Raw genomic sequence first — 6337 nt, 5'->3', positions numbered from 1 at the left:
TACTCAATCTCCATCGTTCTTGTTGAACGGGTCTTCGCACAAAATGATCTGGCGCAGACAGGCAAAGCCCACTGCGCCAGATCGACCGTTAAGCAATGACCAGCAAGACCGTTGCGGTCGCATTCAGATGACGCCGGCGCTCCGCAAGCCGTCGATTTCGGCGCCACTCAGTCCAAGTGTTTCCTGCAGGACCTGCCCGGTATGCTCACCGAGTGCAGGCGGCGCCGAGCGGTACTCGACCGGCGTTGCCGAAAAGCGCATCGGATTTGCCACCAGCGAAACCGACCCGGCGACCGGGTGCGGCATGTCGACCTTGAGTCCGCGCGCCTGCACCTGAGGATCTGCGAACACGTCCGCAAGGGTGTTGATCGGTCCGCAGGGTACCGCTTTTGCCTCCAGTGCCGCAATCCAGTCCGCCGTGCTGCGCTCGATCGTCAGGCGCTTGAGCGCTGGAATCAGGCTTGCGCGGTTCTCGACGCGCGCCCTGTTGGTCGCATACCGTGCATCTGCAGCAAGCTCGGGCTGACCGGCCTCGGCGCAGAAACGCGCAAACTGTCCGTCATTGCCGATGGCGAGAATCATGTAGCCATCCGCAGTGGGAAAATCCTGATAGGGCACGATGTTCGGATGCGCATTGCCGAGCCGCTTCGGATTGTTGCCGGTGGTCAGGTAATTCATCGCCTGATTGGCGAGGCAGGCCACCTGCACATCAAGCAGGGCCATGTCGATGAACTGACCTTCGCCGCTGCGCTCGCGCCAGGCCAGCGCAGCCTGAATCGCGTTGGTGGCATACAGCCCGGTGAGGATGTCGGTCAGTGCCACACCGACCTTCATCGGACCGCCACCCTCTTCGCCATCCGGATGCCCGGTGAGGCTCATCAGACCACCAAGGCCCTGGATCAGGAAATCGTAGCCCGCACGCGGCGCGTAAGGACCATCCTGACCGAAGCCGGTGATGGAGCAATACACCAGACGCGGATTGACCACCTTCAGCGACGCATAGTCCAGCCCGTACTGGGCCAGACCACCAAGCTTAAAGTTCTCGATGACCACGTCGGACTCGGCCGCCAGCTTCTTCACCAGCGCCTGTCCCTCGGCACAGGTGATGTCGATGGTGATCGAGCGCTTGTTGCGGTTGGCGCACAGGTAGTAGGCCGCCACCGAGGTGTTCTCGCCAGCCTCATCCTTGAGGTACGGCGGCCCCCAGCTGCGGGTATCGTCACCCGCACCGGGGCGTTCGACCTTGATCACGTCTGCCCCCAGGTCTGCCAGCATCTGTCCGGCCCAGGGGCCGGCCAGAATGCGCGACAGATCGAGAACGCGAATGTGCGAGAGGGCGCCCATATCAGTTGCTGAACGCAGCGATGCCGGTGATGGCGCGGCCGAGGATCAGCGCATGCACGTCGTGCGTGCCTTCATAGGTGTTCACCACTTCCAGGTTCACCAGGTGGCGGGCCACGCAGAACTCGTCCGAGATGCCGTTGCCGCCAAGCATGTCGCGCGCCATGCGGGCGATGTCCAGCGACTTGCCGCAGCTGTTGCGCTTGATGATCGAGGTAATCTCGACCGCCGCGTTGCCTTCATCCTTCAGGTGTCCGACGCGCAGGCAGCTCTGCAGACCGAGCGTGATCTCGGTGAGCATGTCGGCGAGCTTCTTCTGCACCAGCTGGTTGGCCGCGAGCGGGCGACCGAACTGCTTGCGGTCCATCGTGTATTGACGCGCGGTTTCGTAGCAGGCTTCCGCCGCACCGAGCGCGCCCCAGGCGATGCCGTAACGGGCCGAGTTCAGGCAGGTGAACGGGCCTTTGAGGCCGCGCACCGTCGGGAAGGCGTTTTCTTCCGGGCAGAACACTTCGTCCATGACGATCTCGCCGGTGATCGAGGCACGCAGGCCGACCTTGCCGTGGATCGCAGGGGCCGACAGCCCTTTCCAGCCCTTCTCCAGCACGAAGCCGCGGATCTGGCCTTCGTCGTCCTTGGCCCACACCACGAACACGTCGGCGATCGGGCTGTTGGTGATCCACATTTTGGAGCCCGACAGGCTGTAGCCGCCGTCGACCTTGCGCGCACGGGTCACCATGCTGCCCGGGTCCGAGCCGTGGTTGGGCTCGGTCAGGCCGAAACAGCCCACCCATTCGCCGGTGGCGAGCTTGGGCAGATACTTCTTCTTCGTGGCTTCGTTGCCGAATTCGTTGATCGGCACCATCACCAGCGAACTCTGCACGCTCATCATCGAGCGGTAGCCGGAATCCACACGCTCGACTTCACGCGCGATCAGGCCGTAGCACACGTAGTTCATGCCGGCGCCACCGTACTCTTCCGGGATGGTCGGCCCGAGCAGGCCGAGTTCGCCCATCTCGTTGAAGATCTCGCGGTCGGTCTTCTCATGGCGGAAGGCTTCCTGCACGCGCGGCAGCAGCTTCTCCTGGCAGTAGGCGCGCGCAGCATCGCGCACCAGACGTTCGGTTTCGGTCAGCTGGCCGTCCAGAAAGAAGGGGTCAGCCCAGTCGAACGCGGTTTTGCCTGCAGCCATGTGGATCTCCTTGAACGAATCTTGGTGGTTTGTTGGCGGCCGCATCGTCTGCCCCGCCGGGTGAATCGATACTAGGCTTCCCCGGCGCTGTCGGCAAACGACTATTTCGAAGTAAGCTGTGCGCTTTACTCACTCCGTAATTCTGACTCGGGTTCAACACGGCACGCCGGAAAGAGATCGTCCATGCGCAGAAAAATCCCCAGCACCGCCGCCTTGCTAGCGTTTGACGCCTCGGCGCGACACGAAAGCTTTACCCTCGCGGCCGATGAACTGGCCCTGACGCAAAGTGCAGTCTGCCGACAGATTGCGTCTCTGGAAGACTTCCTCGGCGTAAGCCTGTTCCGCCGCACGCGGCGCGGCGTGCGTCTGACCGAGGCGGGAGAGAGCTACAGCCGGCAGATTTCGGCCCGGCTCGACGCGGTCGAACGCGACACGCTGTCGGTGATGTCGCACCATGGACGCGGCGCAAAGCTGGAGCTTGCCGTGGTGCCGACCTTTGCCACACGCTGGCTGCTGCCGCGGCTGCCGGACTTCCTCGCGCGCCACCCCGACAGCACCGTCAACATGAGCACACGCACGCGCCCCTTCCTGTTCGACGAAACCGAGTTTGACGCCGCAATCTACTTTGGCGACGCAGGATGGCCGGGTACCGAGGCGCACTTTCTGATGCACGAGAATCCGGTGCCGGTGTGCAGCCCCAAGCTGAAGGGCGTGAAGCCGGTGATGAGCGCGGCAGAGATCTCCACCCTGCCCCTGCTGCAGCAGACCACCCGCCCCTACGGCTGGCGCCACTGGTTCGAGTCGCTCGGCATGCGGGTCGAGCAGGACATGAGCGGACCGCGACTGGAACTGTTTTCGATGCTGGCGCAGGCCGCGATTCACCAGCTCGGCGTGGCGCTGATCCCGCCCTTCCTGATCCGGCAAGAACTGGATGCTGGCGAGCTGATCATGCCCCGCCCGCACAGCGCGCGCAGCGAACGCGCCTATTATCTGATCGTCCCCGAGCGCAAGGCAGAGCGGGTGGCGCTCACCGAGTTCCGCCTGTGGCTGCAAGCCGAGACAGCGCGTTATAGTGAGCACGGCACGCCGCCGCTGTGAGCCCGGCTCACACGCAGCGACCTACAAACCGGCCCGGAAACAGGACGATTATTACCCGATGCACCTGGACCCGCTGCAGATCATCATTCTGAGCCTGAGCTGGATCGCCTATGTCGCCATCCACTCGCTGCTGGCCGCGCTTGGCTTCAAGGCCCTGGTGGCGCGTCACGCGCCCGCGCTGATGCCGTCCTACCGCATTCTGTTCAACCTGCTCGGCATCGTACTGCTGGTCCCGCCGCTATGGCTCACCTTCAGCTGGTCCGGCCCCCTGCTCTGGGCATGGACCGGCATCTACGCCTGGCTGGCCAACGCACTCGCGCTGGCTGCGCTCGCCGGTTTCGCGGTCTCGAGCCGCTATTACGACATGGGCAGCTTCACCGGTCTCGCGCAATGGCGCAGCCGCGAACATGCCGTGGAGGATCTCGGCGGCTTTCGCCTCTCGCCGCTGCACCGCTACGTCCGCCATCCGTGGTACGCACTCGGACTTGTCATTCTCTGGACCCGCGACATGGACGAGGCGCGACTGCTGAGCACCGTGTTCATATCGCTCTACCTCTGGATCGGATCGCTGTTCGAGGAACGAAAGCTGCGCCGCTTCCATGGCGAAGCCTATGCACGGTATCAGGCCAGGGTCCCCGGCCTGTTCCCGCTGCCGGGTCGCAGCCTGAGCGCGGGCGAAGCACGCGAACTCGAAGCAATGAGCCATCCTCAAACCCGCACTCCATGACGAATAACCGCCACCACGAGTAAACCGCCATGACCGTCCGCAGCATCCTGAAAATGGGCGACCCACGCCTGCTCCAGCCCGCCGCACCAGTGAAGGCCTTCGGCACGCGCGAGCTGAACGCCCTGATTGCCGACATGTTCGACACCATGGCCGCGGCCGGTGGCGTCGGCCTCGCAGCGCCCCAGATCGGCGTCGGATTGCAGCTGGTGATTTTCGGTTTCGAGCGCAGCGCGCGCTATCCCGATGCACCGGCAGTTCCGCCTACCATCCTGATCAATCCCGTGCTCACGCCGCTCGGCGCAGAAGAAGATGAGGACTGGGAGGGCTGCCTGTCGGTGCCGGGCCTGCGCGGCGTCGTGCCGCGTTTTCGCCGCCTGCGCTACCAGGGCTTCGATGCCGACGGCACACCGCTCGACCGCTGCGTAGACGGGTTTCATGCGCGGGTCGTCCAGCACGAGTGCGACCATCTGATCGGCACCCTGTACCCGATGCGGGTTCGTGACTTCAGTCGTTTTGGCTATACCGACGTACTGTTCCCCGCCCTTGGGGATGCGCCGGCAGCCGAATGAAGCTGTTTCTGCCGGACCACCCGACCTGCGCTCAGCGCTGGACCGACAGTTCTCCGGCCGCTTCGCGCGCGCTGCGATCCTGTCCGACAAACGGGAAAGCCAGGCCTGGCGCCCTTGAGCGCAGCAGATCAGCCAGCGCAGCGCCCGAGCCGCAGGCCATGGTCCAGCCCAGCGTGCCGTGCCCGGTGTTGAGCCAGAGATTGGGCAGCGCCGTGCGCCCGATCAGCGGCACACTGGACGGTGTGACCGGACGCAGCCCGCACCACAGTTCGGGTTCGCGGGTCTCGCGCAGATCGGGGAAAAGACTGCGGGTGCGCGCGAGCAAGGCATTGCTTCGTGCAGGATTGAGCGACAGGTCGTAGCCGTTGAATTCCGCTGTACCCGCGACCCGCAGGCGATTGCCCAGACGGGAGAACACCAGTTTGTGGCCATCGTCGGTAAGACTGACGGTAGGCGCGACGGAATCGGGCGCCAGGGCCAGCGTTGCTGAATAGCCCTTGGCGGGATACACCGGAATACGCAGTCCGAGCGGGCGCAGCAAGAGCGGGCTGTAACTCCCCAGCGCGACCACACAGGCGTCGGCCTCGATGCGCTCGCCCGTGTCGGTGAGCACCGCGGTTACGCGTTCGTCTTTGCGCTCAAGCGCCCGGACCCCGTCGCCGAGCATGAAACGCACACCGATCCGCCGACAATGCGCTGCCAGTTGCCGGGTAAAGGCATGGGCATCGCCCGACTCGTCCTCACGGGTGTAATCGCCACCAACGAGCGCGGACGAACTTGAAGCCAGCGCCGGTTCGAGCGCAATGCATTCGTCCACGCTCAGCAGTTTTCGGTCGCAACCGAACTCACGCATGATGCCAGCCGCATGTACCGCCGCCCGATACTCGGCAGGATCGGTATAGAAATGCAGAATCCCGCGCTCCAGATGGTCGTAGTGCAGCCCGCCTTCACCCGCAAGTTCGCGCCGCAGGCTACCGAGGCACTGGCGGCTGTACGAGGCCAGATTCAGAATGTGGCGGATGTTCTGCCGCGTGCGCCCCGGCAGGCACTCGCGCAGGAAGCGCAGCGTCCAGCCAAGCAAGGCCGGATCGGCGCGCAGACGAAAGAGCAAGGGCGCATCTTCGCGGCCGAGCCAGGACAGGGCTTTCAGCGGCGTAGACGGGTTCGCCCACGGTTCGGCGTGAGACACCGCAATCTGGCCGCCGTTGGCGAAGCTCGTTTCCAGTCCGGTGTCCGGCTGGCGGTCGATCACCGTCACCTCGAAACCGGCTCGCGCCAGATACCAGGCTGACGCCACGCCGACCACACCGGCCCCCAGCACCGCAACTCTCATCATGCATCTCCGCTTGTTGTGGGCGCCTTGCCTGCAGTCCCTGCAGAACCCCGGACTCAGGCGCTGCTCTGACTGCT

General features: G+C 64.4%; 6 protein-coding genes. 3 read left to right on the top strand and 3 right to left on the bottom strand.

Annotation, left to right across the window (positions count from 1 at the left end; translation table 11 throughout):
* Positions 1 to 123 precede the first annotated feature (123 nt).
* Complete coding sequence (locus AC22G6_RS21685; RefSeq protein ID WP_487368490.1) at positions 124 to 1344, bottom strand: CaiB/BaiF CoA transferase family protein; 1221 nt, start codon at positions 1342 to 1344, stop codon at positions 124 to 126.
* A gap of 1 nt (position 1345) precedes the next feature.
* Positions 1346 to 2533 carry an acyl-CoA dehydrogenase gene (locus tag AC22G6_RS21680; RefSeq protein WP_487368489.1) on the bottom strand — a complete coding sequence of 396 codons (1188 nt, stop codon included), beginning with the start codon at positions 2531 to 2533 and terminating at the stop codon, positions 1346 to 1348.
* Positions 2534 to 2716: 183 nt separating this feature from the next.
* Here AC22G6_RS21680 and AC22G6_RS21675 point away from each other — a divergent pair, with 183 nt between their 5' ends.
* The 3 genes from AC22G6_RS21675 to def are packed head-to-tail and all read left to right on the top strand — an operon-like array spanning position 2717 to position 4927.
* Positions 2717 to 3631: a LysR family transcriptional regulator gene (locus AC22G6_RS21675; RefSeq protein ID WP_487368488.1), complete on the top strand. Its 915-nt coding sequence runs from the start codon at positions 2717 to 2719 to the stop codon at positions 3629 to 3631.
* A gap of 58 nt (positions 3632 to 3689) precedes the next feature.
* Positions 3690 to 4358, top strand: a complete 669-nt coding sequence (locus AC22G6_RS21670; protein ID WP_487368487.1) for a methyltransferase family protein — start codon at positions 3690 to 3692, stop codon at positions 4356 to 4358.
* Positions 4359 to 4387: 29 nt separating this feature from the next.
* Positions 4388 to 4927, top strand: a complete 540-nt coding sequence (def, locus tag AC22G6_RS21665; protein WP_487368486.1) for a peptide deformylase — start codon at positions 4388 to 4390, stop codon at positions 4925 to 4927.
* Between the two features lie 31 nt (positions 4928 to 4958).
* Here def and AC22G6_RS21660 read toward each other — a convergent pair whose 3' ends face one another.
* Positions 4959 to 6260, bottom strand: a complete 1302-nt coding sequence (locus AC22G6_RS21660; protein WP_487368485.1) for a D-amino acid dehydrogenase — start codon at positions 6258 to 6260, stop codon at positions 4959 to 4961.
* Positions 6261 to 6337: the final 77 nt, after the last annotated feature.

It is taken from the genome of Parazoarcus sp. PS-13 R2A (assembly GCF_057621855.1).
Note: the sequence above shows the minus strand (reverse complement) of the source record. Positions and strands in the feature narration are given on the sequence as shown.